Source organism: Actinoplanes sp. 13, from assembly GCF_056134165.1.
Genome location: NZ_JBVYOQ010000021.1, coordinates 1 through 24,816, shown reverse-complemented (window position 1 = coordinate 24,816; position 24,816 = coordinate 1). Strand labels below are relative to the sequence as shown.

Below are 24,816 nucleotides of genomic sequence, written 5' to 3'. Positions count from 1 at the left end.
CCGGGCCGTTTCCTTTTTCGGGCCGCCTCCGCCTCTTTTTCGGTGGGCGCAGTCGTCCGCAATGTCGCCAACGAGCGGCCCGCGGGCCAGGCATCCGGCAACCCGGCGAAATAGATCATTTACCGGTCGAACCTGGCCGAAGATCAAGGAGAAGTTGACCAAAAGTACGGGTAAGTGGCCTTTAATAACTTGTGTCCGTTATGGCATCGTCTATCCCAACGGAGCAAACAACCCGGAGGGAAAAATCAATGAGCAAGATCGTTCGGACACTGACCATGGCGGGCCTGGGACTGCTGGCCGGGGCGTCGCTCGGGGCGCCGGCCCTGGCGGCCGACAGCACCACCAAGACCGCCGGCAAGACGTCGGGTGCGCAGGTCCAGCAGCACGGCGGCCGGGAGTACGTCGCCGGCTTCTACCGCACCCTCGGCGCCTGCAAGAAGGCCGGCGCGGTCGGCGACTGGGTCGGCAAGTGGGACAACCCGCGCTGCTACCCGGTGCGTGTCGGCTTCCGCCGGGGCATGTGGCTGCTGAAGGTCGAGCAGGAGCGGCGTCACGGCCACTTCGGTAACGGCGGCCACTTCCGCGACCGGGGCCACTTCGGCGACCACGACCGGCGCGACTTCCGCGGCATCGGAATCCGTGGCAACGGCTTCGGCGGCCACGACTTCCGCGGCCACGACCGGGGCCACGGCTTCGGGGACAAGGGTGGCATCGACTACCGCAACGGGATCCGCGGGAACTGATCACGCACGTGGCCGGGCCCATGCCGAGAGGTGTGCGCCCGGCCGCGGCGTTTCCACCGGCGGGCGGCTGCGGCAACAGCCGACCCGCGCCGGCGGTGCACCACGTGGCCGGGCCATGCCGAAAGGCGTGCGCCCGGCCCGCGCGCGTCCACCCTCCAACCACGCTCGGCCCGCGCATCCACCCTTCAACCGCGTACGTCCGACCGGGCTCGCCCACCGCCTCGCCCAGCGAGGATCATGTTCGGGTGCCGGCTCGGGCTGCTCGGCCGGCAGCCGGGCAGGCAGAACGTCCGAGGATCATGCGTGGGTGCCGGTTCGGGCAGACGAGGCCGCGCCGGGCCGCATTGCGGACCGGCCAGCGGAGCCCGCAGCCACTCGGACCGGCGCCGCGGGACCGGCTAGAGGGGGCCGCGGCCGGAACGGAGCAGCAGGAGCGCGACCTGGGTGCCGTCCGGGCCGAGCGCGTTGCGGAAGTGCTCGATGATCTCGCGCTCGCGGGCCAGCACCAGCCGGGTGCCGCCGCTGGCCATGCGGGTCTTGCCGACCTCCTGCGAGAGGCTCGCCCGTTCCAGCCAGAGGTCGATGATGGTCTGGTCGATCTCGTTGATCCGCTCGCGCATCTCGCGGATCTTCTCTGCGGCCGGTGCCTGGGCCGCGCCGGTGGCCTCGTCGATCACGTCGGCGGTCATGTCCTGCTCCTCGGGTGCTGGTGTCCCGGTCAACCCGGCCCGGGCAGCATCAAGCCCCGGGCGGTGAAGCCCGGGGCTTGATGTAGGTCTGTGGTTCAGGAGCGACCTACGGCTGCCGGACCTCCGGTGCCGTAGTAAAAAAATCGCGCCTGCTGGATCACGAGCTGAGTATGCCTCCGTCACGGACCGGCCCGCAAGGAAACCGCCCGAGTGTTGGGACAGGACTTCCCTGGTCCCGCCGAGCCGCCACCGGCCGAACGAGGCCGCCCCGGGCGACCGAGCCGGCCGCCCCGAGGGGAGCGGCCGGCCGGGTGATCACGGCGTGGCGGAGACGCGGTTGGCCGGGCCGGGCGCGATCGGGCCGGTGCCGAGGTACGCCACGAGCGCGTCCACGTCGAAGCCCGGTGCGGTGACGCGGCCGGTGCCCAGCGTCAGGTTGCTGAACCCGTCGCCTCCGTTGGCCAGGAAGTCGTTGGTGGTGACCAGGTAGTTGGCGGCCGGGTCGATCGGGACGCCGTCGAGGGCCAGGTCGCTCACCTTGGACCCGGGTGCGGCCGACGCGCTCCAGGTGTAGGTCAGACCGGCCGACACCTGCAGGATCCGTTGTGTGGTCTGCCCGCCGAAGCCGACGAACTGCTGCTCCAGCACGTTCTTGAGCTGAGCGCCGGTGAACGTCTGGGTGACCACCAGGTTGTTGAACGGCTGGACCGTGAACGCCTCGCCGTACGTCACGACGCCGTAGTCCTCGCCGCCGCTGGACTGGTCGGCGTCCAGGTCGGCGCGGATGCCACCGGGGTTCATCAGCGCGATCTGCGCGCCGGCGCTCCGCGTGTGCGCCAGCTGCGCGTCCGCGATCACGTCACCGAGCGGGCTCTCCCCGGCCGCGGTGGCGGTCCGGACGATGTCCGCGCTGATGCTGCCGACCGTCCGGTTCGCGATCGGGGCGACCGCGGTCCGGTACTTGTCGGCGACCTTCTTCGCCGCGGCGTCGACGGTGTCGAGGTTCTTCACGTACGCCCCCGCGGCGTCCCGCACCCAGCCACCGTTGCCGTCCGGCACGCCGTTCTCGACGATCACGTTCTTCGCGGTGATCTCGACGAATCGGCCGGTCCGTTTGCTGAGCGTGTAGTCGATGTCGGTGACCAGCTGACCGTTGGTGCCGGCGCTGGTGACGACGGTCTCGGCGCCGGAGCTGTTCGGCAGCTTGCAGGAGTAGAAGCGGTGGGTGTGCCCGGAGATCACGATGCTGATCGCCGGGTTGAGGCCGGCCACGATCGGCACCACCGGCCCGGTGAAGCCGGCGCAGTCCGACACGCCGGGCGTCGGCGTGGCCGAGGCCTGGGAGCCGCCCTCGTGCAGCAGCAACACCTGCGCCTTCACCCCGAAGAGCCGCAGCAGGTTGCTCCACTTGTTGGCGGTCTCGACCTCGTCGGTGAACCGGACGTTCCTGATGCCGGCCGGGTTGACGATGTTCGGGGTGCCCTCGAGGGTCATGCCGATGAAGCCGACCGGGACACCACCCACGTACCTGATGTCGATCGGCGGCAGGATCGGCAGGCCGGTCCGCTTGTCGATGGTATTGGCGGCGAGATAGGTGAAGTCGGCGCCGCCGAAGCCGTCGCCGTCCTGGCAGCCGTCCGCCGGGTGGCAGCCGCCGCGCTGCATGCGGATCAGCTCGTCCACGCCTTCGTCGAACTCGTGGTTGCCGACCGAGCTCACCTGCAGCCCGATCTCGTTCATCAGCTCGATCGTCGGCTCGTCGTGGAAGGCCGCGCTGACCAGCGGCGTCCCGCCGATCAGGTCGCCGGCGCCCGCGGTGATCGTCGACCGGCCGTCGGTGGTGGCCTCGGCGCGCAGCCTCTTGAGGTACGTCGCGAGGTATTCCACGCCACCGGCCGGGGTGCTCGTGCCGCCGGCGTTGACCACCGCGCCGCTGCCGGTCGGCGGATCGATCGCCCCGTGGAAGTCGTTGTAGCTGAGGAACTGGCCCTTGACGGTGGGACCTGCCGCGCCCTCGTACGCCGCCGTCACCGGGGTGAACTCGGACGGCGGGGCGGCGGCAGCGGAGCGACCGTCCGGGATCGCCACGACGACGCCCGCGACTGCCAGGAGGGCCGCGGTCAGAACCGCCCGGCCCCGGCGCTGGGGAGGAGCCATGTCTTCGATCCCCCGATCGGAGTGATTTTTTCGCCGACCTGGTCAGCCTGGTCGATCGGCTGACTCAGCGCTACCACTTCAGGGTGACAAATGAATTGCCGTGCGCCGATGCGTACCAGGGTCGGGCTCGGAATTCTTGTCGGTGGGTCGGCATACACTGTCTCCCGCGATGCGACCTTCCTCTGAACCTTCCGAAGCCCTGTTCTCCCTGCCCGCGGTGCGGGTTCCGGAGGCTCCCCGGCGTGCCCCCGAGCATGCGCAGTCCCGGCCGGCCGCCCGGCGGCTGGATCCGGAGGCGCTGCTGACCGGGCTGAACGGTCCGCAGCGCGACGCCGTGACCCACTCCGGCGCGCCGCTGCTGATCGTGGCCGGCGCCGGCTCCGGCAAGACCCGGGTGCTGACGCATCGGATCGCCTATCTGCTGGCCGCCCGCGACGTGCACCCCGGCCAGATCATCGCGATCACCTTCACCAACAAGGCCGCCGGCGAGATGAAGGAGCGGGTCGCCCATCTGGTCGGGCCGCGCGCCCGGCTGATGTGGGTGTCGACGTTCCACTCCGCGTGCGTGCGGATCCTGCGGGCCGAGCACGAGCACGCCGGGCTGAAGAGCACCTTCTCGATCTACGACGCCGACGACTCGCGCCGGTTGATGCAGCTGGTCGCGCGCGAGCTCGACCTGGACCCGAAGCGTTACACCGCTCGCGGCCTGGCCGCCCAGGTGTCGAACCTGAAGAACGAGCTGATCGGTCCCGACGACTACAAGACGCAGGCGAAGGGGCCGAACGAGCGGGCCGTCGCCGAGGCGTACGAGCTTTATCAGCGCCGGCTCCGTGAGGCGCACGCGCTGGACTTCGACGACATCATCATGGCCGTGGTGCACCTGTTCCAGTCGCACCCGCACGTCGCCGAGGTCTACCGGCGCCGGTTCCGGCACGTCCTGGTCGACGAATACCAGGACACCAACCACGCGCAATACACCCTGATCCGCGAGCTGATCGGCACCGAGGACCCGGGCGAGCTCTGCGTGGTCGGTGACGCCGACCAGTCGATCTACGCGTTCCGCGGCGCGACGATCCGCAACATTCTCGAGTTCGAGCGCGACTACCCGGACGCGCGCACCATCCTGCTGGAGCAGAACTACCGGTCCACCCAGACCATCCTCTCCGCTGCCAACGCGGTGATCGACCGCAACACGTCCCGCAAGCCCAAGCGGCTCTGGAGCGACCAGGGTTCCGGCGAGCAGATCGTCGGTTACGTCGCCGACACCGAGCACGCCGAGGCCGACTGGGTGGCCCGCGAGATCGACCGGCTCTGCGACAACCACGAGACGCGGCCCGGCGACGTCGCGGTCTTCTACCGGACGAACGCGCAGTCCCGTGTCTTCGAGGAGGTGTTCATCCGCGTCGGCCTGCCGTACAAGGTGGTCGGTGGGGTGCGCTTCTACGAGCGCAAGGAGGTCCGCGACGCGCTGGCCTACCTGCGGGCGGTCGTGAACGACGACGACACGGTCAGCATCCGCCGGGTGCTGAACACGCCGAGACGCGGGATCGGCGACCGGGCCGAGGCCTGCATCGAGGCGCTGTCGTCGCGGGACCGCATCTCGTTCGGGCAGGCGCTGCGGCACGCGAAGGACGCGCCCGGCATCTCGACCCGCGCGGTCAACAGCATCGGCGACTTCGTGCAGCTCCTCGACGACCTGCGCGACCTGGCCGCCACCGCGCCGCCGGAAGAGGTGCTGGAGGCGGTGCTGCAGCGCTCCGGCCTGCTCAGCGAGCTGGAGGAGAGCCTGGACCCGCAGGACCAGGGCCGGGTGGAGAACCTGCAGGAGCTGGTGAGCGTCGCCCGGGAGTACACCGAGCGGGTGGAGTCGCTGGCCGAGCCGGACGACTCCGACTCCGAGACGGGCGGCGGAGAGACGGGCGGCGGGTCGGGTGGGGAGCAGGCGGCCACGCTGGCCGGCTTCCTGGAGCAGGTGGCGCTGGTGGCCGATGCTGATCAGATTCCCAGCGACGACCCGGACCACCAGGGCGTGGTCACGCTGATGACCCTGCACACCGCCAAGGGCCTGGAGTTCCCGGTGGTCTTTCTGACCGGCCTGGAGGACGGGGTCTTCCCGCACATGCGGGCGCTCGGCGACAACACCGAGCTGGAGGAGGAGCGCCGGCTGGCCTACGTGGGGATCACCCGCGCCCGGCAGCGGCTCTACCTCTCCCGCGCGGTGACGCGCTCGGCGTGGGGCCAGCCGCAGTACAATCCGCCCTCCCGCTTCACCGACGAGCTGCCGGCCGAGCTGGTCCGCTGGGAACGGACCGGCGGGTCGTACACCTCCTGGTCCGGGACGGGCGGCGGGGTGGGTGGCCGCGGTGGGGGAGACCGCCAACGCGGCGGAGGCTTCGCCGGGGGTACGCCCAAAGCACAGCGCATCGCGGAGCGCCTGGGGATCGACGGGAGCAAACTGGCCACGGCGAGTGACCTGAAAGCGGGGCCCAAGGTCGATCCCGGGGACCGGGTCAACCACCAGAGGTACGGACTGGGCCGGGTGGTCGCCGTGGAGGGCCACGGCCCCGGCACCCGGGCCCAGATCGACTTCGGTGATCAAGTGATGTGGCTGGTCCTGCGGCACGCCCCGATCGAGAAGATCTGACCCTAGTGCTCGTGGGTGTCCTCGGCGGCTTCCGCCTTCCGGGCGGCGGAGGCGCAGCCGGGGATGTCGACGCCGTGGTCGCGCATCCAGGCGGTCGGCTCCACCGGGTTCTGGAAGTGCTCCTGATGCACCTCGAAGTGCAGGTGCGGTCCGGTGGAGTGCCCGGTCGAGCCCTCGTCGCCGATGTGCTCGCCGGCCGTGACCCGCTGCCCCACCTCGACGGCGATCGCTGACATGTGCCCGTAATGGGTGAGGTACCCGTTGCCGTGGTCGATCAGGACCGCATTGCCGTACCCGCCGTTGGGGCCGGCCGAGACGACGACACCGGCGCCGGCGGCCACGATCGTCGCGCCGTGCGGCGCGGCGAGGTCCACACCCGCGTGGAGGCGGCCCCAGCGCGGCCCGAAGCAGGACGTGACCTGGCCGGCCGCGAGCGGGTTCACCCACTCCGCGACGGAAGCGGCGGCCGCGACGACGACCGGGCGCTCCTTGCGTTCGGCCGGCGCGGCGGACGGCCAGGCCGACTGGTCTTCGACGCCGGTGCCGTGCGGGAAAGCCTTGCCCGGCGCGTCGTCGCCGGCCGGCGCCTCGATCGGCAGGGCGGCGTACGGGTGAGCCGCGGTCACGTGCCCGGCCGGGGAGCTGCCGCCGCCACCGATCGGGGCCGCGGTCGCGGAGACGCCGGCGACGCCGATCCCGGCAGCGAGGGTGGCGCCGAGCGCGGTGACCGAGAGGGCGGACCGGCTACGGGTGGCGAAGAGTTCCGGGAAGGCGGGGGCGCGGTGACGGTGCAGCAGCTCCTGACGGTGCTTGCCACCCGTGCCTGATGACCTGTGCTGCCCCACGCGACGCGCCCTCCCCGACTTCCGTGACTTTCGCTGTCACGTACCTGTCGGTCCGGGGTGGGGGGACACTGAAGGCTGTTGCGGGGGTTCTACCAACATGCAACCGAGCGCTACCCGGTCGCGAAAGCCGCCCAGCCGTCGCGTGTGAAGTTCGGCCCGCATACGAGCCGCAAGTTCACACACTGGCCGTGCGTGTGAAGTTCGGCCCGCATACGAGCCGCAAGTTCACACGCGGGTTGGCCTTGCGGCCTGGGGGAGCGGATCGGTCAGGAGGCGGCTTCGGCCGCGACCATGCCGGCGTACGGCGACTCGATCTGAAGCTTGATGTCGACCGCGTTGTCCTTGAGGAAGACGATCGGGTCGACCGGGTTGCCGCCCACGTGCACCTCGAGGTGCAGGTGCGTCCCGTAGGAATACCCGGTGTTGCCGACCTCGCCGATCACCTGGCCGGCCTTGACCTGGTCGCCCTTCTTCACCAGCAGGCGCCGGGAGTGGGCGTAGATCATCTCGGTGCCGTCGGCCTGGCGGATCGTGATCGAGTAGCCGTAGCCCCCCGCGTACCCGGCGGCGGTGACCTCGCCGGCGTGCACCGCCTTGTAGGGCGTGCCGTCCGGGGCGGCCAGGTCGATGCCGGCGTGCAGCTTGCCGAACCGGACGCCGTAGGGGGAGGTGAACTCATAGTCGTCGATCGGCAGGACGTAGATGTCCTCGGCCGAGACCTCGGCGGCGGCGAGATCCTCGGCGCCGCGGTCGTTGCTGCGGGAGGCGCGGGAGTCGTCCTCCGCGCGGCTGTCGAGAGCGTCCGCCGCGATCTGCGAGGTCTCGAGGCTCTTCAGGATGTCCGGGCTGACCGCCTTGGCATCCGGGAGGTTGGAGGCGGCTCCGAGAGCCACCACGCCGGCACCGACGAAAGCCGACGTGACGACGACTGCATAACGGCTGCGCGGAGGGGTAGGAACGCGGCGGCGGCCGCGATAGCGATCGGGCTCAGACGACAAGCGCTGGCGCACGAACAACCCTCCGTCAGTGGCATTGCGGCGGCACCACCATGCCCCGCCTCAGCGGTGAACGATGGTTGGCCGGGCCCTCGCTTAGGAGTGAACCTGTGCGACAGCCGTGGGCCACGGTAACGAAACGGCAGCCGGGTCACAAGTCGCAGCGCCAATTTCATGACAGTTCCTGGTCAGTATTGATCATCGATTGTCCGAATTGGTTACCTTTCTCATGGGCCGATATGGCAACCGTGTGTGATCGCCTATAAAACGGAACGTAATGTGACCGGGAGAACTATTCAACTCGCTTGCCAGGTCGGCCCGGCGCTACCCCGGCCCGGCCTCGCGGGTTACCGTTCGTTCAGGTGACCACGGAGGGCGGCCGGTGACGGGCGTCTCGCGCCGGGTCGGAGCCCGAAGGGGACAGCATGCAAGCACGGATCAGGGTGGTCGTCGCGAAACCCGGCCTGGACGGGCACGACCGCGGCGCCAAGGTGGTGGCGCGGGCGCTGCGCGACGCCGGCATGGAGGTCGTCTACACCGGGTTGCACCAGACACCGGAGCAGATCGTGGAGACCGCCATCCAGGAGGACGCGGACGCGATCGGCCTGTCGGTGCTCTCCGGGGCGCACATGACGCTCTTTCGGAGAGTGTTGGAGTTGTTGGCGGAACGTGACGCAGCTGACATCAAGGTATTCGGCGGCGGCATCATTCCGGAGGACGACATCGCCGAATTGAAATCACTCGGCGTAGCAGCGGTATTCACTCCCGGTGCCACAATGGCGTCCATCGTCGAATGGGTGCGCGCCAATGTGCCGGAGCCGGTGGCCTGATTTCCGGTGGCCCGCGCCGTCCATTTCTGCCGGCGTGGGCCGTACCCGGTGAGGTCCCGTGCCTGGTGATCGCCCTGCGGCGACGTCGCCGGCGGCGGCCGGCCGGTGCGCGCGGGAAAGATCCGGAGTCAGTGCGAGGCGCTGCGGTTGTCCCGGCCCCAAGGGCAAGGGGAGAGGCCGGACGCACCCCTCACACGTCCGGCCTCTCTATGCGCGATGCCCCGCCGCCACCCCTCGACCGACAGGGCATCGGCCGCTTCCTTGCCGCGCGCCGTAGCGCTCCGACATCACACTCAACGACCCCCTCACACGCCGGTTACGCGCGCCGGTATGACTTTTTTCGCCGGAGATCACCCGGCCGGATCGATCAAGGAGAATCGGCGGCCACGGTGACCGGTGAGTGTGGAGGGGCGGGGGAGAACCGGGCCGTACGCACCGTTCACACCAGCCACGACTGCCCCGGAGCTGCGTTTTCGCCACTCCGGTGTGTGGTCTTGCACAGCGTGTACCCGCGCGGTCGCCGGGGTCGAATCGGTCGCTAGTCTGCGGATGAGGGCCTTTCCGTACCTTGCGGAGGGCCGGACGATCCTCACGCTGGCGGCGCCACTGCGACGCGCCGCGCACACAGGTCGGGACGCAACGGTGCGGCTTGCCGGCGCTTGGCGTCGCGAGCGAAAGGAGACACGTGGACCTGTTCGAGTATCAGGGGCGCGACCTGTTCGAACGGCACGGGCTGCCCGTGCTGGGCGGCGGCGTCGCCGAGACCCCGCAGGAAGCCCGGGCGATCGCCGAGCGGCTGGGCGGCAAGGTCGTCGTCAAGGCGCAGGTCAAGGTCGGTGGCCGCGGCAAGGCCGGCGGCGTGAAGCTGGCCGACGGCCCGGACGAGGCGCAGGCCCGCGCGGGCGATATCCTGGGCATGGACATCAAGGGGCACACGGTCCACAAGGTGATGCTGGCCGAGACGGCCGACATCCAGGAGGAGTACTACTTCTCCTACCTGCTGGACCGGGCCAACCGGACCTTCCTCTGCATCGCCAGCGTCGCCGGCGGTATGGAGATCGAGACCGTCGCCGAGGAGGACCCGGAGCGGGTCGCCAAGGTCGCGATCGACGCCAGCAAGGGCGTGGACGAGGCGAAGGCCCGTGAGATCGTGACCGCCGCCAAGTTCCCCGCCGAGGTCGCCGACCAGGTCGTCGACATCGCGGTGAAGCTGTGGCAGGCCTTCGTGGCCGAGGACGCCACGCTGGTCGAGGTCAACCCGCTCGCCAAGGTGGGCGACGGCCGGGTGCTCGCGCTGGACGCCAAGGTCACGCTGGACGAGAACGCCGGCTTCCGGCACCCCGACCACGAGGGGCTCGAGGACAAGTCCGCGGTCGACCCGCTGGAGCAGGCCGCCAAGGCGAAGAACCTCAACTACGTCAAGCTGGACGGCGAGGTCGGCATCATCGGCAACGGCGCCGGCCTGGTCATGTCGACGCTGGACGTGGTGGCGTACGCGGGTGAGAAGCACGGCAACGTGAAGCCCGCCAACTTCCTCGACATCGGTGGTGGTGCCAGCGCCCAGGTGATGGCGAACGGCCTGGAGATCGTCCTCGGCGACCCGGCCGTGAAGTCCGTCTTCGTCAACGTCTTCGGCGGCATCACCGCCTGTGACGCGGTCGCCAACGGCATCATCCAGGCCCTGAAGCTGCTCGAGGAGCGTGGCGAGCAGGTCGCCAAGCCGCTCGTGGTGCGTCTCGACGGCAACAACGCCGAGGCCGGTCGTGCCATCCTGGACGGAGCGAACAACCCGCTTGTCGAGCGGGTGGACACGATGGACGGAGCGGCCGAGCGCGCCGCTGAGCTCGCGGCTGCGGGGAAGTGAACTAATGGCTATCTGGCTCACCAAGGACTCCAAGGTCATCGTCCAGGGCATCACCGGCTCGGAGGGTTCCAAGCACACCCGCCGGATGCTCGCCGCGGGCACCAACGTGGTCGGCGGCGTGAACCCGCGCAAGGCGGGCACGAAGGTCGACTTCGACGGCACCGAGCTGCCCGTCTTCGCGACGGTCGCCGAGGCGATCCAGGAGACCGGCGCCGACGTGTCGGTCATCTTCGTCCCGCCGGCGTTCACCAAGGCCGCGGTGGTCGAGGCGATCGACGCCGAGATCCCCCTCGCCGTGGTGATCACCGAGGGCGTGCCGGTGCAGGACTCGGCGTCCTTCTGGGCGTACAACGTGGCCAAGGGTGAGAAGACCCGGATCATCGGCCCGAACTGCCCGGGCATCGCCTCGCCGGGCGCCTCGAACGCCGGCATCATCCCGGCCGACATCACCCCGCAGGGCCGGATCGGCCTGGTCAGCAAGAGCGGCACGCTGACCTACCAGCTGATGTACGAGCTGCGCGACTTCGGCTTCTCCACCTGCGTGGGCATCGGCGGCGACCCGGTCATCGGCACCACCCACATCGACGCGCTGAAGGCCTTCCAGGACGACCCGGAGACCGACGCGATCGTCATGATCGGTGAGATCGGCGGCGACGCCGAGGAGCGGGCGGCCGAGTTCATCAAGGCCAACGTGACCAAGCCGGTGGTCGGCTACATCGCCGGCTTCACCGCCCCGCCCGGCAAGACGATGGGCCACGCCGGCGCCATCATCTCCGGCTCCGCGGGCACCGCCGACGCGAAGAAGGCAGCCCTGGAGGCGGCCGGTGTCAAGGTCGGCAAGACGCCGAGTGAGACCGCACGGCTCATGCGTGAGGTCATGAGCTGAGCAGCATCTGCGAGCGCGCCGCCGGACGGGTCACCGGGACCCGATCGGCGGCGCGCCGCTGTTTCTGCATCGCCGTGAGCGCCGCGGCGTGAAAAAGTAGGCGGCGATGCCCAGCACAACCGACCGGCCCGACGGCTCGGAAGACCCCTTCGCGGTCGCCGAGGCGCTGCAGTCCGTGGTGCGGGACACCGAGCCGCTGGTGCCCGGCGAACGCGAGCCGCGAGACACCGAGGACATCGCGGCAGCCGTCCCGGAGCAGCGCGACACTGTCGTGGTCGACGACGAGATGCTCGGCCGCCGCGACACGGTTCTGCTGCCCGGCCCCCGGCGCCCCCTCGACCAGCCGGTGCGGCGGGCGCCGATGCTGGTGGCGGTCGCCTTCGCGACGATCTGGGCGGCGCTGCTGACCTATCTGCCGGTCGCCGCGGTGATCGGCCTGGCCCGGACCCTGGAGGGCTCCGGCGGGGTCGCCGGCGCGGCGCACGCCGGCCTGGCGGGCTGGCTGCTCGGCCACGGCGTGCCGATCGGCACCTCGATCGGCCCGCTGGCCATCGCGCCGCTGCTGCTGACGCTGCTGGTGCTCTGGCGGCTCAACCGGGCGGGGCTGCACGTCACCCGCGCGATCGGGGCGCGGCGCTCCGGTTCGATCGGCCGGGCGCTGCTGGTGGCCGGCGCGCTCGGTTGCGCGTACGCGATGGTGGGCTGGCTCGGCGCCCATCTGGTCGACGGTCGCGGCACGGACGTCTCCACCACCCGCGCCGCGCTGCACTTTCTCGCCTTCGGCGTGGCCGGGGCGCTGATCGGATCGCTGCGCGGCACCGACGCGATCTCCGTGCTGGCCCGGCGTGTCCCACCAGTGATGCGGCACGGCATCCGCGCCGGTTCGATGGCCGCCTTCCTGATCCTCGGCGCCGGGGCGGTGGCCGGCGGGCTCTCCCTCGCCCTCGGCGGCGGCCAGGCCGCCGAGATGATCGCGGCCTACCGCACCGGCGTGGCCGGCCAGGCCGGCATCACCCTGATCAGCATCGCGTACGCGGTGAACGCCTCGATCTGGGCCGCGGCCTACCTGCTCGGGCCGGGATTCGCGCTCGGCTCCGACTCGACGATCCGGCTGACCGAGGTGACTGTCGGCCCGCTGCCCACCCTGCCGCTGCTCGCCGGGCTCCCGGCGGGGCCGATGGGCGCGGCCGGCGCGGCTCTGCTGACGCTGCCGGTGATCGCCGGCGCCGCCGCGGGCTGGCTGCTCACCCAGCGCCTGCGGTACGGGCGGGGCGGCCCGCGCCGTCCGGGACGCCGGGGTGGCACGGACGTGGTGGAGCCGCCGTGGCTGCTGCTGGTCGGTGCGAGCCTGATCGCCGGGCCGGTGGCGGGCGCGGTGCTGGGCCTGCTGTCCTGGCTCTCCGGCGGCGCGCTGGGCGACGGGCGGCTGTCCGAGATCGGGCCCGCTCCGCTGCAGGTGCTGCTGATCGGCACGATCGTCGCCGGGGTGGCAGTGGCCCTCGGCTCGGCGGCGGCACGCCTGTTCGGCCCACCACACCCACGGCGTGACACCCGCGTGTGAAGTTGCGGCTCGCATATGGGCCGAACTTCACACGCAAGACCGCCGTTGATCGGTCTGATGGTGCCGACGGCCCGGCGCCGAAGCGCCGGGCCGTCGCGGTGGATCAGGCGTTCTGCTGTTGCTGCTGCTCCGTGATCCACTGCTGGACGTCGAAGTCCTGCAGGACGAACGACAGGATCATGAAGAGGATCGCGAGCGCGAGGCCGACCGCGCTGGTCGCGATGCCGGCGATCGCGATGCCGCGGTTGTTCGCGAGTCCCTGGTCGACCTTCTTCTTGCCCAGGAAGCCGAAGACCAGGCCGATGATGCCGACGACACCGCTGATGTACCAGCAGCAGGAGATCGGGATCGAGATGATGCCCAGAATCATGCTGGTCAGGCCGAGGCCGTTCTGCGGTGCGGCGCCGTAGGGCTGCTGAGGCGGTCCATAAGCAGGAGGCGGGTATGCCACTTTTTACTCCTCCGGTTCGCCGCGAACGGCGATCAAGTACATGTTCAGTCTGCTGGCGCAGCGTAATGGATGTAAGCCGATCCGCGTGTCCCGGAATGCCCCGTTGTCAGCGGCCTCTCCCTGCGGAGATAGGGTGCACGGGTGATTGACCCCGCGCCCGCCCGCCTGGTCGTCCTGATCTCCGGTTCGGGCAGCAACCTGCAGGCTCTCCTCGACGCCACGGCTGATCCGGCATATGGGGCGGAGGTGGTGGCCGTCGGCGCAGACCGGGACGGCATCGCCGGACTGGAGCGGGCCACCGCCGCGGGAATCCCCACGTTCGTGGACTCGGTGAAGGCGTACCCGACCCGTGACGACTGGGATGCGGCGCTCACCGCGCACGTGGCGTCCTTCACCCCCGATCTGGTGATCTCGGCCGGTTTCCTGAAACTCGTCGGCAAGCAGTTCCTGGACGCGTTCGGCGACCGGTACGTCAACACCCACAACGCGCTGCTGCCGGCTTTCCCCGGCATCCACGGGCCGCGTGACGCGCTCGCGTACGGCGTGAAGATCGCCGGCGCGACGCTGTTCTTCGTCGACGCCGGCGTCGACACCGGCCCGATCATCGCTCAGGTCGCCGTGCCCGTGCTCGACGACGACACGGAGGAGACGCTCACCGAGCGGATCAAGGTGGCCGAACGGGCCCAGCTGGTCGAGCAGGTCGGCCGCCTGGTCCGCGAGGGCTGGACCATCCAGGACAGAAAGGTACGTGTTCCGTGAGCGTTGACGAGGGCCGCCGGCCGATCAGGCGGGCGCTGCTGAGCGTCTGGTACAAGGACGGGATCGTCGAGCTGGCGCAGGCGCTGCACGCCGCCGGCGTGGAGATCGTCTCGACCGGCTCGACCGCGTCGACCGTGGAGAAGGCCGGCGTGCCGGTGACCCGGGTGGAGTCGCTGACCGGCTTCCCGGAGATCCTCAGCGACCGGGTCAAGACGCTGCACCCGAAGGTGCACGGCGGCCTCCTCGCCGACATGCGGCTGGAGAGCCACGTCGCGGAACTCGCCGAACACGGCATCGAGCCGTTCGACCTGCTGGTGAGCAACCTCTACCCGTTCTCCGAGACGGTCGCCTCGGGAGCCGACGTCGACGAGTGCATCGCCAAGATCGACATTGGTGGGCCGGCCATGGTGCGCGCGGCCGCCAAGAACCATGCCTCGGTTGCTGTGGTGACCTCCGTCTCGGCGTATCCCCTGATCCTCTCGTCCTTGACGGACGGCGGTTTCACGCTGACGCAGCGCAAGCTGCTCGCCGCCCGCGCCTTCGCCGACATCGCGGAGTACGACGTGGCGGTGGCCAACTGGTGCGCCACCGTGCTCGCGCCGTCGGAATGGCCGGAGTTCGCCGGGCTCGGGCTCCGCCGCGGATCGGTCCTGCGGTACGGCGAGAACCCGCACCAGCAGGCCGCGCTCTACACCGACCCGGGTGCGCCCGCCGGGCTCGCGCAGGCCGAGCAGCTGCACGGCAAGGAGATGTCCTACAACAACTACGTCGACGCGGACGCCGCCTGGCGCAGCGCGAACGACTTCACCGCACCGTGCGTGGCGATCATCAAGCACGCGAACCCGTGCGGAATCGCCGTCGGCGCCGATGTGGCCGACGCACACCGCAAGGCGCACGAGTGCGACCCGGTGTCGGCGTTCGGCGGGGTCATCGCGGTCAACCAGCAGGTGACCCTCCAGCTGGCCCAGCAGGTCAGCGAAATCTTCACCGAGGTGATCGTGGCGCCGTCGTTCGCGGACGAGGCGCTGTCGCTGCTGCGCGAGAAGAAGAACCTGCGGGTGCTGGTGGCGCCGGCCTGGAACCCGCCGCCCGCCGAGGTCAAGCAGGTCGGCGGTGGCTTCCTGGTGCAGATGGCGGACCGGATCGACGCGCCCGGCGACGACCCGTCGGGGTGGACGCTGGCGTGCGGGGAGGCGGCGTCCGACGAGCAGCTGGCGGACCTGGTGTTCGCGTGGCGGGCGATCCGCAGCGTGAAGAGCAACGCGATCCTGCTGGCGCGCGACGGTGCGACCGTCGGCGTGGGAATGGGGCAGGTCAACCGGGTGGACTCGGCGCGGCTCGCGGTCTCGCGGGCGGGAGTGGAGCGGGCTTCGGGGAGTGTGGCGGCTTCGGACGCGTTCTTCCCGTTCCCGGACGGGCTGGAAGTGCTGATCGAGGCGGGGGTCAAGGCGGTCGTGCAGCCGGGTGGGTCCATCCGGGACAACCTGGTCATCGAAGCCGCGGAGAAGGCGGGGCTCACGGTTTATCTGACCGGCACCCGCCACTTCTACCACTGACGACCCTCCCGCCGCGGCACCGGCCGGCTGGCGTCCATCCACCCCTCAGATACTTGATCACGTGGTTGGGTGCCAGCCGAGCTGAGCCGGCGCAGCGCAGTGACAGCAGCGCCCCCAGTCGATGCGCCTTCGGCCGCCGCGGAGCGGGGACCGTTGCGCCTCGGGGCACGGGGGACAGCATGGCCGGAAGCGGATGATCTTGTCGGAGGGCCTGTGGACAGGCGCAACATCAGTGGCTTACGTCCCGTTCCGCCGACCGGCTCGTAATGCTGCGTTTACCGGCTGATACGGTCGCGAAAAATCGCCAGGACACTGGGAGTGAGAGCTATGGGCAAGAAGGTAACCGTCGTAGGCGCCGGTTTCTACGGGTCCACGACCGCGCAGCGTCTCGCCGAGTACGACATCTTCGAGACGGTGGTGCTCACCGACATCATCGAGGGCAAGCCCGCCGGCCTCGCGCTCGACCTCAACCAGTCCCGGCCGATCGAGGGCTACGAGACCAAGGTCATCGGCGCCACCACCGGACCCAACGGTGAGGGCTACGAGGCGATCGAGGGCTCCGACGTGGTCGTCGTGACCGCCGGCCTGCCGCGCAAGCCGGGCATGAGCCGGATGGACCTGCTCGAGGTCAACGCCAAGATCGTGCGTCAGGTCGCGGAGAACATCGCGAAGTACGCCCCGAACGCCGTCGTGATCGTGGTGTCCAACCCGGTCGACGAGATGACCGCGCTCGCCCAGATCGCCACCCAGTTCCCGAAGAACCGCGTCTTCGGCCAGGCCGGCGTGCTCGACACCGCCCGCTTCACGAACTTCATCGCCGAGGAGCTCAACGTCCCGGTGAAGAGCGTCAAGGCGCTCACGCTGGGCTCGCACGGCGACACCATGGTCCCGGTCCCGAGCCGGTGCACCGTGGACGGCAAGCCGCTCTCCGAGCTGCTCCCGGCCGACAAGATCGAGGAGCTGGTGGTCCGCACCCGCAACGGTGGCGCCGAGGTGGTCGCGCTGCTGAAGACCGGTTCGGCCTACTACGCCCCGTCCGCCGCCGCCGCCCGGATGGCGAAGGCCGTGGCCGAGGACTCCGGCGTGGTCATGCCGGTCTGCGCCTGGGTCGACGGCGAGTACGGCATCAACGGCGTCTACCTGGGCGTCGAGGCCGAGCTGGGCGCGCAGGGCATCAAGAAGATCGTGGAGGACAAGCTCACCGACACCGAGCTGGCCGGTCTGAAGGAGGCGGCCGAGGCCGTACGCGCGAAGCAGGCTGACGTCGCCAACCTCTGATCTCCGCCCGCGAGATCTGTTCGGGAAAGGCCGGGGCCGTCGCCCCGGCCTTTCGCCCTTTCCGGGGTACGCGTGAAGCGTCCCGAATCCAGCCGATGCCTATCCGGCAAGGGCGAGTGCCGCGCCCAACGTGGCGACCATGATCGCGACGACGACGACGATGACCGTCCAGCGCAGGCCGGCGTCCTCCCGGAGTGCCGAGCGCGGCTGCTCGTTGAGCGCGAGGACCGCGACCAGGCCGATGACGATGAGGCCGCCGAGGGCGCCGTTCTTGAGCCCGGCGACGAAACCACCGCCGCCCGGCCCGCTGACGATTCCGCGCAGGTCGACGTTGTCGATGATGGGCGCGAGGTGCCAGGTCAGCGGGGTCAGCACGGCCACGATCGCGCCCGGCACCCATCGCCGCCAGGTGTTGAGGCGCATCCCGGGCAGCGCCAGTGCGAAGAGCGCGCCGAACGGGGCGAAGTAGATCAGCCAGCCGGCGGCCGCCATGCCCTGGACCTGTCCGCCGGTGAGGCCGCGGGCCGCGTCGACCAGGGCGGCGCCGATCTCGTCCGCGACGATGAACAGCGCGATCCAGCCGGCCGGCAGCAGCAGACCGGCCGCGTCCTGGACCTTCTCCAGGGTGCGGCGTTCCCTCCACGGCACCGGTTCAGCGGGTTTCTCCACCGGGGGCATGCGTCGCTGCCGCTCTCGGGCCAGTCCCCGGGAGCGGGTCCGCCGCGCATCGGACGTCATGAAAATGATCGTAGGGTGTGGACACCAGACTGCTGGCCCGTGGCGCTGCGGTGGCCGTACGCCCGCTTTCGCCTGATTCGATGGGTCCGGGCCGGCCTGATAGCGCTTATCGGCAGTTCGGATCCGCCACTCCTGGGAAGGTAAGGGGAGAACGCGGGTCCGGGGCCGCCCGGCGATCTTCAACGGGCGGGCAGTACGCTCGTACTGCTAAGCATGTGTTTCGGGAGAGGAGCGCCGGCCGATGGCGAAAATCAAGGTCAAGAACCCGGTCGTGGAGCTCGACGGCGACGAGATGACGCGGATCATCTGGAAGCAGATCCGTGAGCAGCTGATCCTGCCCTACCTCGACGTCAACCTCGAGTACTACGACCTGTCGATCCAGTACCGCGACGAGACCGACGACCAGGTGACGATCGACGCGGCCAACGCCATCAAGCGGCACGGCGCCGGCGTCAAGTGCGCCACGATCACGCCGGACGAGGCGCGGGTCGAGGAGTTCGGTCTCAAGAAGATGTGGCGGTCGCCGAACGGCACCATCCGCAACATCCTCGGTGGCGTCGTGTTCCGCGAGCCGATCATCATGAAGAACGTCCCCCGGCTGGTGCCCGGCTGGACCAAGCCGATCATCATCGGCCGGCACGCCCACGGCGACCAGTACAAGGCCACCGACTTCGTGGCGCCGAAGGCCGGCAAGTTCACCGTCACCTTCACGCCGGACGACGGCTCCGAGCCGATGGAGTTCCACGTCGCGGACTTCCCGGCCGGTGGCGTCGGCATGGCGATGTACAACTTCGACGAGTCGATCCGCGACTTCGCGCGCGCCTCGTTCCGGTACGGCCTGGCCCGCAACTACCCGGTCTACCTCTCCACCAAGAACACGATCCTGAAGGCGTACGACGGACGGTTCAAGGACCTGTTCGCCGAGATCTTCGAGACCGAGTTCGCCGAGCAGTTCAAGGAGGCCGGCCTCACGTACGAGCACCGGCTGATCGACGACATGGTCGCCGCCGCGCTCAAGTGGGAGGGCGGCTACGTCTGGGCCTGCAAGAACTACGACGGTGACGTGCAGTCCGACACCGTGGCCCAGGGCTTCGGCTCGCTCGGCCTGATGACCTCGGTGCTGATGACGCCGGACGGCAAGACCGTCGAGGCCGAGGCCGCCCACGGCACCGTCACCCGGCACTACCGGCAGTGGCAGAAGGGCGAGAAGACCTCCACCAACCCGATCGCCTCGATCTTCGCCTGGACCGGCGGTCTCAAGCACCGCGGCAAGCTGGACGGCACCCCCGAGGTGACCCAGTTCGCCGAGACGCTGGAGCGGGTCTGCATCGAGACCGTCGAGGGCGGGCAGATGACCAAGGACCTGGCGCTGCTGATCGCCAAGGACGCCCCGTGGCTGTCCACCGACGAGTTCATGAACGCGCTCGACGAGAACCTGGCCCGCAAGCTGGGCTGACCACGCGGTGTGTGAATTTCGGGCTCGAATCGAGCCCGAAATTCACACACTGGTCAGGCGGCGTCGCGGAGCAACTGGGCGGCGTTCTCCGGGACCACGTCGTTGACGAAGGCGCCCATCGCGGACTCGGAGCCGGCCAGGAACTTCAGCTTGTCGGCCGCCCGCCGGATGCTGAACAGCTGGAGGTGCAGATACCCCAGCTCGCGCCCTTCCCCGACGACCGCCTGGTGCCACGCCGAGATGTACGGCATCGGCTTGCCGAACAGCCCGTCGAACCGGCGCAGCACGTCGAGGTAGAGCGGCCCGAACGCGTCGCGCTCGGCGTCGGACAGGGCGGGCAGGTCCGGGACCTGGCGGTGCGGGGCCAGTTGCACCTCGAACGGCCACCGGGCGGCCGCAGGCACGTACGCCGTCCAGTGCTCGTTGGCGGCGATCACCCGTACTTTCGCCTCCTGCTCGGCGGCCAGGACGTCGGCGTAGAGGTTGCGTCCGCCGGTTCTCTCGGCGTGCCGCGCCGCGGCGCGGAGCATGGCCGCGGTCCGCGGGGGAACGGTGGGATAGGCGTAGATCTGGCCGTGCGGGTGGTGCAGGGTCACGCCGATCTCGACGCCCCGGTTCTCGAAGGGGAAGACCTGGGCGACGCCCGGCAGCGCCGACATCTCGGCGGTGCGGTCCGCAAGCGCTTCGACCACGGTGCGTACGCGAGTGGGCGGCAACGTGCCGAAGGCGGCGTTGTGGTCGCTGGTGAAGCAGACCACTTCGCAGCGTCCGAGTCCGGGCCGGACCGGCACCATGCCGGTGAGTTCGGTGATCTCGTCGGGCGCGATCCGGTCGCTGAACGACGGGAACTGGTTCTCGAAGACCACGACGTCGTAACTGGGCGCGGGGATCTCGCCGGCGAACCGGTCGGTGGTGGGGCAGAGCGGGCAGGCGTCGGTGGGCGGCAGGAACGTGCGGGTCTGGCGGTGCGCGGCGATCGCGATCCATTCGTCTACGAGGGGGTCGTACCGCAGTTGCGAGGCCGGGGGTGGCGGCGGCAGGTGCCGGGTGTCGGGGTACGCCGAGCGCCCGCTGTCCGGGGACTCGTCGAAGTAGATCAGCTCCCGGCCGTCGGAGAGGCGGACGGCGGAGCGGGTCGGGGTCACTGGGGGTTCACCACCACGAGTTCGGAGACGGATTCCACGAGCAGGGTGCGGGCTTCCTCGTCCAGGCCGCTGTCGGTGATCAGGACGTCCGCCCGGCCGAGCGGCACGATCGAGGAGATGCCGACGGTGCCCCACTTCGTGTGGTCGGCGAGCACCACCAGGCGTTCGGCGGCTTCGACGAGGGCGCGGTTGACGTCGGCCTCCATCAGGTTGGGAGTGGTGTAACCCGCGCGCTCGCTCATCCCGTGCACGCCGAGGAACAGCACGTCCAGGTGCAGGGCGCCGATCGCGGACACGGCCACCGGGCCGACCAGGGCGTCGGAGGGGGTTCGGGTGCCGCCGGTCAGGACGACGGTCTGGTCGGGGCGCCCGGCCCGGTAGAAGACGTCGGCGACCGGGATGGAGTTGGTCACCACGGTCAGCGAGGGCACGTCGACCAGGCGTTGCGCGAGCTCCGCGGTGGTGGTGCCGGCGGAGAGCGCGATGGCGTCGCCGGGGGAGACCAGCGTGGCGGCCCGGATCGCGATCGCCGACTTCTCGTCGCGCTGCCTGTCGGATTTCGCGGCGAAACCTGGCTCGTGCGCCGAGCCAGGGCTTACCGTGGTGGCGCCGCCGTGCACCTTCGCCAGGAGGCCACGGTCGGCGAGCGCCTCCAGGTCGCGGCGGATGGTCATGTCGGAGACGCCGTACTCCGAGGCGAGCTCGCTGACCCGCACACCACCGGTGGCGCGGACCCGATCGAGGATCGCGGCTTGTCGCTGCTGGGCTAGCATCCGCAGGACCTGAGCTTCTGACCCGCCGCGGCGAGCAACCGAACTAATTCGAACACACTCGAACATTACCGTGTGATCGGCTCGGTGCGAAAGAGTGAGTCAGATACCTCTGCCGCGCTTGTGCAGAGCGGACAGCACGTTCTCCACCTTCACCGCGCCGGTCATGGCCGCCAACGCGATCGCGGTGCGCGGCTCCTTCCAGTTCGCGCGGACCGCCTCCTTGCTGTACTGCCAGGCCTGGCTGCGGTTACCGGTCGCCGCGGACCAGCAGGCGAGCTGGCCGTAGACGCGGGCCGCGCCGGGCCGGCAGCCGCTGATCTCGGGGTGCCGCTGCATCATCCACCGCAGCGACGAGATCTTGGTGGCGTATTCGTACGCGTAGTGCGAGGTGCGGCCCCAGAGGACCCGCACGAGGGGCTCGTCGAGATGCACGATCGGGGACCGGCGGGCGGCCCGCAGCAGCAGGTCCCAGTCCTCGTTCTGACTGCCCGGCGCGTCCTCGGCGACCAGGCCGATGCCCTCCGCGGTCAGCGCCTCCCGGCGGGCCAGGAACGACGACGAGTGCAGCATCGCCATCCGGGACCGGGCCAGGTCGTCCACGGTGACCCGGCTGCGGCCGGCGAGACGTGGTGTCGAGCGGCCCTCGAACTCGACCTCGATCGCGCAGGTGGCGAACTCGGCGGCGGGTTCGGCGAGCAGTGCGGCGACCTGACGGCGCAGCTTGTCCGGCAGCCATCGGTCGTCGTCGTCGCAGAACGCCACCAGTTCGGTGTCCAACGCCATCAGGCCGGTGTTGCGGGCGCCGGCCAGGCCGGGCGCGCGCCAGTTGGTGAGGACCAGGACCGGCACGTCCTCGGTGGAGGCGAGCAGGTAGTCGGGCTCGGTCTGGTCGTACACCACCACGACCTTGATCTCGCCGGGGTAGTGCTGTTGACGGACCGCGGCGATCGAGCGGCGGACCAGCTCGGGGCGGTTCCGGGTGGGGATGACGACCCCGACGGACGGCCAGTTCATCGTGCCTCCACGTTGATCGGGTACCCGTACGCGCGCAGCATCGGCCCGCACACCGCGCCGACCAGGCGGCGCTGTGTGCTGGGCAGCGCGTGCTTCCATGCGTCGTCGCGGCGCAGCGGCAGCCGGCCGACGGTGAACCGCATCGGATTGCCGGCGGCGCTGTGCCCGACCTTGAGGTCGGCGTGGCCGGGGCGAAGGAAGTCGAGGTCGCTGGGGTGCAGCGGGACGCCGGCGAAGTCGGCGAGGCGGATCAGGCCGGCCCGCGGGTCGGCCAGGAACTCCTCGTAACGGATCCGGCGCACCGGCACGCCGCGCCGGGCGAGCAGGCCGAACGCGGCGTTGTGCGCGTTCCAGAGCAGCGCGGAGCGGCCCGGAGAATACCGGGTCATCTCGTCCGTGCCGTCGGTCTCCGGGCGGGCCACAGTCTTGGTCCACGAGTACGCCACGCCGCGGGCGTCCCGCACCACGTGCACCACCCGCAGGTCGATGTCGTCGGCCCAGCGCAGCACGTGGGCCAGCGCCGAGTGCTTGGAGGAGTCGACGACGACCCGGGTGCCGGCGACCTCGGCCGCGGCGGCGTAGATCCGGGCGTAGAAGGATGCGTACTCCCGGACCTCGGCGGGGGCCGTGGTGGCCGAGGCGAGCCGGGGGATGTGCCTGGTGCGCTCGACGGCGTCGCGCAACGCGTGCACCCGGTCCACGTCGACGTTGGCCCAGCCGTTGAAGGCGATCTCACCGATCCGGCGCCAGAAGGTGCAGCCGGAGAACCGGGCGCCGCACCCGCATCGTTCGTCGTCGCGGACGTCGCGCTGCCACAGGTGCACGACCTCGCCGAGCGCGCACATCCCGGGCAGCTCGCCGAGTAGACGTTCGACGAGCGTTGTTCCGCTTCGTCCTAATCCACCCAGAAAAAGCACCCTTGCCACTTTGGCCACCTTCGCTCGTTTCGCTCTGGTAACGAGTGAAGCAAGCAAAAGGAGGCGTTAGGTGACTATCGAGGCTTTCGATCGCGTCCACCTGGACGGAACCGGCATCGACCGGATCACCGAGGACGAGGTCGTGGCCGTGGTCCGGGACGCTCTCGCCCACGGCCGGGGCGGGCGGATCATCACTCCGAACATCGACATCCTGCGCCGCGCCTCGCGCAATCCGAAGGTGCGCCGCCACCTCGACAACGCCGACCTGATCTGCGCCGACGGCATGCCGCTGATCTGGGCCAGCCGCCTGGGCGGCGCCCCGCTGCCCGAGCGGGTGGCCGGCAGCAGCCTGATCTGGTCGCTCTCCGCGGGGCTGGGCCGCGACCGCCGCTCGATCTTCGTCGTCGGTGGCGTGCCGGCCACGCACGACGACGCCGACGGCGCCACGCGGGCGGCCGCCCGGCTGTCGGCCGCCAGCCCCGGCCTGCGGATCGCCGGCGCGATCAGCCCGGAGTTCGGTTTCGAGAAGAACAAGGCGGCTTTCGCCCGTTTCCGGGCCGCGGTGGTGGCGGCCGAGCCGGATCTGGTCTTCGTCGGCCTCGGCTTCCCCAAGCAGGAGAACGTCATCGCACGCCTGCGTGACCACCTGCCGCGGGCATGGTTCGTCGGCTGCGGCGCGGCGGTCAACTTCGTGGCCGGTGACGTGCACCGTGCGCCACGCTGGATGCAGCGGACCGGCCTGGAGTGGGCCCACCGGCTGGGCACCGAGCCGCGGCGGCTGGCCAAGCGATATCTCGCGCACGACGCCCCTTATGCCCTGCGCCTCCTCGCCCGGGCGCCCCGGCGCCGGCCGTGAGGCTGCGGGATGCCGCGGAAGGTGTGGCATCGGGCGCCGGAGGTGCGGGCCGGGCGGCTGATCACGGGCTGGGGGTAGAGGGCGGCCTCGTAGTCGCGCTGCCACGGGAACTTGTCCCACGGGTCGGGCCAGACGATCTGGTGAAGGTGGACGCGCTCGTCCCCGTACCGCCGGAGGGCGGCGCCGGGGAACACGTCCTCGGTCGGGCCGCCGGCGACGATCACGACGGTCTGGTCGGCGATCAGATCGTCCAGCGGCTGGCCGTGGCGCAGCTGCAGGCCCTCGTCGCGGAGCCGGACGGCCAGCTCGTTGAGCAGCGCGTGGCCGACCTCGGGCGGCAGGCCGGTGACGGTCAGCTCGGCGAGACCGAAGCCGGTCAGGCCGACCGTGTAGGCGAACGGGACCGCGTCCTCGGGGTCCTCGTCGGTGGGCACGACGTGGACGACAGCCCACCCGTACTCCTCGATGAGCTCGCTCTGGTGGTCGAAGAAGTCGTCGCGGAAGGACATCGGTGACACCCCCGGGGTCGCGCTCGTACTGACCTGCTCACTATGGAACAGGTGTACGACACTTTCCGGCCGGCGTGGGGGGGGGGGGGGGGGGGGGGGGGGGGGGGGGGGGGGGGGGGGGGGGGGGGGGGGGGGGGGGGGGGGGGGGGG

22 protein-coding genes are annotated in these 24,816 nt (G+C 70.3%); 11 read left to right on the top strand and 11 right to left on the bottom strand.

Annotation, left to right across the window (positions count from 1 at the left end):
• Positions 1-248 precede the first annotated feature (248 nt).
• The gene (locus tag AC0NH5_RS31070) at positions 249-743 is read left to right on the top strand and encodes a hypothetical protein (protein ID WP_474410371.1); all 495 of its coding nucleotides are present in this window, start codon (positions 249-251) and stop codon (positions 741-743) included.
• Between the two features lie 398 nt (positions 744-1,141).
• Here the strand turns inward: AC0NH5_RS31070 and AC0NH5_RS31065 are convergent, their stop codons facing one another.
• The gene (locus tag AC0NH5_RS31065) at positions 1,142-1,432 is read right to left on the bottom strand and encodes a chorismate mutase (protein WP_474410370.1); all 291 of its coding nucleotides are present in this window, start codon (positions 1,430-1,432) and stop codon (positions 1,142-1,144) included.
• A 315-nt stretch (positions 1,433-1,747) separates the two neighbouring features.
• A complete protein-coding gene (locus tag AC0NH5_RS31060) occupies positions 1,748-3,589 on the bottom strand; it encodes a bifunctional metallophosphatase/5'-nucleotidase (RefSeq protein ID WP_474410369.1) in 1,842 nt (613 codons plus the stop codon).
• Between the two features lie 169 nt (positions 3,590-3,758).
• On the opposite strand from AC0NH5_RS31060, the gene pcrA reads away from it, so the two are divergent.
• A complete protein-coding gene (pcrA, locus tag AC0NH5_RS31055) occupies positions 3,759-6,233 on the top strand; it encodes a DNA helicase PcrA (protein ID WP_474410368.1) in 2,475 nt (824 codons plus the stop codon).
• A 2-nt stretch (positions 6,234-6,235) separates the two neighbouring features.
• Here the strand turns inward: pcrA and AC0NH5_RS31050 are convergent, their stop codons facing one another.
• The gene (locus AC0NH5_RS31050; protein WP_474410367.1) at positions 6,236-7,078 is read right to left on the bottom strand and encodes a M23 family metallopeptidase; all 843 of its coding nucleotides are present in this window, start codon (positions 7,076-7,078) and stop codon (positions 6,236-6,238) included.
• A 266-nt stretch (positions 7,079-7,344) separates the two neighbouring features.
• On the bottom strand, positions 7,345-8,088 hold the full coding sequence (locus AC0NH5_RS31045; RefSeq protein WP_474410366.1) for a M23 family metallopeptidase: 744 nt from the start codon (positions 8,086-8,088) through the stop codon (positions 7,345-7,347).
• A gap of 410 nt (positions 8,089-8,498) precedes the next feature.
• Here AC0NH5_RS31045 and AC0NH5_RS31040 point away from each other — a divergent pair, with 410 nt between their 5' ends.
• From AC0NH5_RS31040 to AC0NH5_RS31025, 4 genes are all read left to right on the top strand, one after another.
• A complete protein-coding gene (locus tag AC0NH5_RS31040) occupies positions 8,499-8,903 on the top strand; it encodes a cobalamin B12-binding domain-containing protein (RefSeq protein WP_474410365.1) in 405 nt (134 codons plus the stop codon).
• 685 nt (positions 8,904-9,588) lie between these two features.
• Positions 9,589-10,767: an ADP-forming succinate--CoA ligase subunit beta gene (gene sucC, locus AC0NH5_RS31035; protein ID WP_474410364.1), complete on the top strand. Its 1,179-nt coding sequence runs from the start codon at positions 9,589-9,591 to the stop codon at positions 10,765-10,767.
• Between the two features lie 4 nt (positions 10,768-10,771).
• The gene (gene sucD, locus AC0NH5_RS31030; RefSeq protein ID WP_474410363.1) at positions 10,772-11,653 is read left to right on the top strand and encodes a succinate--CoA ligase subunit alpha; all 882 of its coding nucleotides are present in this window, start codon (positions 10,772-10,774) and stop codon (positions 11,651-11,653) included.
• A 106-nt stretch (positions 11,654-11,759) separates the two neighbouring features.
• Positions 11,760-13,214: a cell division protein PerM gene (locus AC0NH5_RS31025; protein WP_474410362.1), complete on the top strand. Its 1,455-nt coding sequence runs from the start codon at positions 11,760-11,762 to the stop codon at positions 13,212-13,214.
• A 103-nt stretch (positions 13,215-13,317) separates the two neighbouring features.
• Here AC0NH5_RS31025 and AC0NH5_RS31020 read toward each other — a convergent pair whose 3' ends face one another.
• Positions 13,318-13,665, bottom strand: coding sequence for a DUF4190 domain-containing protein (locus tag AC0NH5_RS31020; protein ID WP_474410361.1), 348 nt, complete (start codon positions 13,663-13,665; stop codon positions 13,318-13,320).
• Between the two features lie 141 nt (positions 13,666-13,806).
• On the opposite strand from AC0NH5_RS31020, the gene purN reads away from it, so the two are divergent.
• The 3 genes from purN (at position 13,807) to mdh (ending at position 17,258) form a co-directional block, all read left to right on the top strand.
• Positions 13,807-14,424, top strand: coding sequence for a phosphoribosylglycinamide formyltransferase (gene purN, locus AC0NH5_RS31015; RefSeq protein WP_474410359.1), 618 nt, complete (start codon positions 13,807-13,809; stop codon positions 14,422-14,424).
• Entirely contained in the window at positions 14,421-15,980 is a 1,560-nt protein-coding gene (gene purH / locus AC0NH5_RS31010) for a bifunctional phosphoribosylaminoimidazolecarboxamide formyltransferase/IMP cyclohydrolase (protein ID WP_474410358.1), read from the top strand. The genes purN and purH overlap by 4 nt, the downstream gene beginning before the upstream one ends.
• 327 nt (positions 15,981-16,307) lie before the next feature.
• Positions 16,308-17,258 (top strand): malate dehydrogenase, encoded by a 951-nt coding sequence (gene mdh / locus AC0NH5_RS31005; protein ID WP_474410356.1) that lies wholly within the window; start codon positions 16,308-16,310, stop codon positions 17,256-17,258.
• A 99-nt stretch (positions 17,259-17,357) separates the two neighbouring features.
• Here the strand turns inward: mdh and AC0NH5_RS31000 are convergent, their stop codons facing one another.
• The gene (locus tag AC0NH5_RS31000) at positions 17,358-17,996 is read right to left on the bottom strand and encodes a hypothetical protein (protein ID WP_474410353.1); all 639 of its coding nucleotides are present in this window, start codon (positions 17,994-17,996) and stop codon (positions 17,358-17,360) included.
• Between the two features lie 241 nt (positions 17,997-18,237).
• Between AC0NH5_RS31000 and AC0NH5_RS30995 the strand changes: the two genes are divergently transcribed.
• Positions 18,238-19,452 carry an NADP-dependent isocitrate dehydrogenase gene (locus tag AC0NH5_RS30995; protein WP_474410352.1) on the top strand — a complete coding sequence of 405 codons (1,215 nt, stop codon included), beginning with the start codon at positions 18,238-18,240 and terminating at the stop codon, positions 19,450-19,452.
• A gap of 53 nt (positions 19,453-19,505) precedes the next feature.
• On the opposite strand, the gene galT is transcribed toward AC0NH5_RS30995, so the two are convergent.
• From galT to AC0NH5_RS30975, 4 genes are all read right to left on the bottom strand, one after another.
• The gene (galT, locus tag AC0NH5_RS30990) at positions 19,506-20,597 is read right to left on the bottom strand and encodes a galactose-1-phosphate uridylyltransferase (protein ID WP_474410351.1); all 1,092 of its coding nucleotides are present in this window, start codon (positions 20,595-20,597) and stop codon (positions 19,506-19,508) included.
• Complete coding sequence (locus AC0NH5_RS30985) at positions 20,594-21,370, bottom strand: DeoR/GlpR family DNA-binding transcription regulator (protein WP_474410350.1); 777 nt, start codon at positions 21,368-21,370, stop codon at positions 20,594-20,596. Before AC0NH5_RS30985 ends, galT begins: the two co-directional genes overlap by 4 nt.
• 99 nt (positions 21,371-21,469) lie before the next feature.
• Entirely contained in the window at positions 21,470-22,384 is a 915-nt protein-coding gene (locus AC0NH5_RS30980; protein ID WP_474410348.1) for a glycosyltransferase family 2 protein, read from the bottom strand.
• Positions 22,381-23,310 (bottom strand): sulfotransferase, encoded by a 930-nt coding sequence (locus tag AC0NH5_RS30975; RefSeq protein WP_474410346.1) that lies wholly within the window; start codon positions 23,308-23,310, stop codon positions 22,381-22,383. The genes AC0NH5_RS30980 and AC0NH5_RS30975 overlap by 4 nt, the downstream gene beginning before the upstream one ends.
• Before the next feature lie 61 nt (positions 23,311-23,371).
• On the opposite strand from AC0NH5_RS30975, the gene AC0NH5_RS30970 reads away from it, so the two are divergent.
• Positions 23,372-24,157, top strand: coding sequence for a WecB/TagA/CpsF family glycosyltransferase (locus AC0NH5_RS30970; protein WP_474410345.1), 786 nt, complete (start codon positions 23,372-23,374; stop codon positions 24,155-24,157).
• Here the strand turns inward: AC0NH5_RS30970 and AC0NH5_RS30965 are convergent.
• A complete protein-coding gene (locus AC0NH5_RS30965; RefSeq protein WP_474410344.1) occupies positions 24,112-24,666 on the bottom strand; it encodes a DUF4262 domain-containing protein in 555 nt (184 codons plus the stop codon). The genes AC0NH5_RS30970 and AC0NH5_RS30965 overlap by 46 nt on opposite strands.
• Positions 24,667-24,816 lie beyond the last annotated feature (150 nt).

Bases quoted from the DNA above. Each gene is read 5' to 3' on its own strand.
- AC0NH5_RS31070 (WP_474410371.1), top strand. From the start codon at position 249: ATGAGCAAGATCGTTCGGACACTGACCATGGCGGGCCTGGGACTGCTG.
- AC0NH5_RS31065 (WP_474410370.1), bottom strand. From the start codon at position 1,432: ATGACCGCCGACGTGATCGACGAGGCCACCGGCGCGGCCCAGGCACCG.
- AC0NH5_RS31060 (WP_474410369.1), bottom strand. From the start codon at position 3,589: ATGGCTCCTCCCCAGCGCCGGGGCCGGGCGGTTCTGACCGCGGCCCTC.
- pcrA (WP_474410368.1), top strand. From the start codon at position 3,759: ATGCGACCTTCCTCTGAACCTTCCGAAGCCCTGTTCTCCCTGCCCGCG.
- AC0NH5_RS31040 (WP_474410365.1), top strand. From the start codon at position 8,499: ATGCAAGCACGGATCAGGGTGGTCGTCGCGAAACCCGGCCTGGACGGG.
- sucD (WP_474410363.1), top strand. From the start codon at position 10,772: ATGGCTATCTGGCTCACCAAGGACTCCAAGGTCATCGTCCAGGGCATC.
- AC0NH5_RS31025 (WP_474410362.1), top strand. From the start codon at position 11,760: ATGCCCAGCACAACCGACCGGCCCGACGGCTCGGAAGACCCCTTCGCG.
- mdh (WP_474410356.1), top strand. From the start codon at position 16,308: ATGGGCAAGAAGGTAACCGTCGTAGGCGCCGGTTTCTACGGGTCCACG.
- AC0NH5_RS31000 (WP_474410353.1), bottom strand. From the start codon at position 17,996: ATGACGTCCGATGCGCGGCGGACCCGCTCCCGGGGACTGGCCCGAGAG.
- AC0NH5_RS30995 (WP_474410352.1), top strand. From the start codon at position 18,238: ATGGCGAAAATCAAGGTCAAGAACCCGGTCGTGGAGCTCGACGGCGAC.
- AC0NH5_RS30985 (WP_474410350.1), bottom strand. From the start codon at position 21,370: ATGCTAGCCCAGCAGCGACAAGCCGCGATCCTCGATCGGGTCCGCGCC.
- AC0NH5_RS30980 (WP_474410348.1), bottom strand. From the start codon at position 22,384: ATGAACTGGCCGTCCGTCGGGGTCGTCATCCCCACCCGGAACCGCCCC.
- AC0NH5_RS30965 (WP_474410344.1), bottom strand. From the start codon at position 24,666: ATGTCCTTCCGCGACGACTTCTTCGACCACCAGAGCGAGCTCATCGAG.